The 1464-nt window shown below is 61.5% G+C and carries 2 protein-coding genes and 1 pseudogene; all 3 read right to left on the reverse strand.

Going from position 1 to position 1464, the window contains the following annotated elements:
- A pseudogene (locus AB3X89_RS39660) lies at positions 1 to 250 on the reverse strand (EscJ/YscJ/HrcJ family type III secretion inner membrane ring protein); the annotation flags it as partial.
- 48 nt (positions 251 to 298) lie between these two features.
- On the reverse strand, positions 299 to 697 hold the full coding sequence (locus AB3X89_RS39665; protein WP_368587989.1) for a type III secretion protein HrpB2: 399 nt from the start codon (positions 695 to 697) through the stop codon (positions 299 to 301).
- 52 nt (positions 698 to 749) lie between these two features.
- Positions 750 to 1328: an HrpB1 family type III secretion system apparatus protein gene (locus AB3X89_RS39670; RefSeq protein ID WP_368587990.1), complete on the reverse strand. Its 579-nt coding sequence runs from the start codon at positions 1326 to 1328 to the stop codon at positions 750 to 752.
- Positions 1329 to 1464 lie beyond the last annotated feature (136 nt).

Here is a 1464-nt window from a genome sequence, read left to right on the forward strand (position 1 = left end):
GCTCGCGCAGCACCTGCATCGCGCGAACCAGTTGCCTGTCATCGACCTCGAGCACCCACGTCTTTCCGTTGTCGGTTGTGCTTTTGGATGCGTCGACGCCCTGCTCAAGCATCGCCACCATCATTTCGTTCGCATCCAGTTCTGTAAGATTACGATACAGCTCCTTGTGGCAACCGGCCAGCGCGATACAGCCGACCAGCGCAGCCGCGCGGACAGTACGAGCGGCGCGCATTATGCGAACTTCGCCCATGAGCGGCCCGACTGCCGCATTCGCCGCTTGCGTGGCTTCTGACATGACCTATTGATTCTTCATCAACGTTTCGACTGACGACCTCGACGATTTGACCACACCCATCCTGGCCTCCATGTCAAGCTGCGTGCTGGCGAGTTCCAGCGCCACCTTCATCGAGGCGGCAGCCATTTCCTGCACCGACATGCTGCTTGCCTGACTGGACAGTGCGAGCACGTCGTTCACCGACTTCTGGATCTCCGCGTCCTGCGATGCCGCCATCTTCGCGATCACATTGGCGCCCATATCGCCGCGATGATCTGGCGGCGCCATGCGCATGTTCTGCATCAGCGACTTGAAGCGCTCGCCGGCCTGCTGCAGCGACGCATCGCGGCTGGTTGCATGCGACGCGGGCGCAGCCGCTAGCAATGCGGCCGCGATCTGCTGGTTCGTGACAGAAAGTACCATGGTCAGCCTTTTGCAGTGAGTGGTGCCTAACGACGCAGCCGTCCCGCCGGACTCAGATGCGAAGATAACCTTGTTGCGCGAGCCCCTGGTCCTCACTGTAGGCGGCCACGGGCGGCACCACGGCGGGAGGCTCCTGCGGCAGCTCGTCGTTGAGTCTGGCGATAGACGGTGGCACCTTGAAAATGCCGCCATTACTACAGACTCGAATCGCCTCGCGCAGCTCGTCCCGGGCTTCGAGCGCACGCACGAGCTGCCGCGTGTCGCGATCTGGATTCTGCGCGAGCGCCTCACTCGCACAGCGTCGCCAGCCGGCATCACCCTTCACGGAGAGGCAGAGCGCGAGCAGCGCCTTCGCATACGAGAAATGTGGCGCGCCCTCGATCACTTGGGAGCACACGTGAATGGCACCATCCCAGTGGCCGCGCTGCATATAGAACACGGCTTCCATCATGTCCAGCCCAGCAATACGCGGGCGCAACAGGCGCAATGCGTCGAGCGTCAATTCGATGTCGCACGGATCCACTTCAAGCGTCGAAAAATTGTTTAGTAGCGCACAAGATAGCGTCTCTGCCAAGCCGCCCACTATGGCCTGACTGCAGTTGAGGTAATCCGGTGTGGCGATGGCACTCATGGCGAGAACTCCTGCTGCTGGTAGTGGTCCAGTCGCGACGATGCGCGGGACTGGACCGTGGCGGACCGGATGCACGACAGTGCATGGAAACGTAATGCGGACGATACCTGCGCACATCGGGCGCGACACACGAAAC

This window comes from Paraburkholderia sp. BR14320, assembly GCF_040948665.1.
GTDB classification, from domain to species: Bacteria; Pseudomonadota; Gammaproteobacteria; order Burkholderiales; family Burkholderiaceae; genus Paraburkholderia; species Paraburkholderia youngii.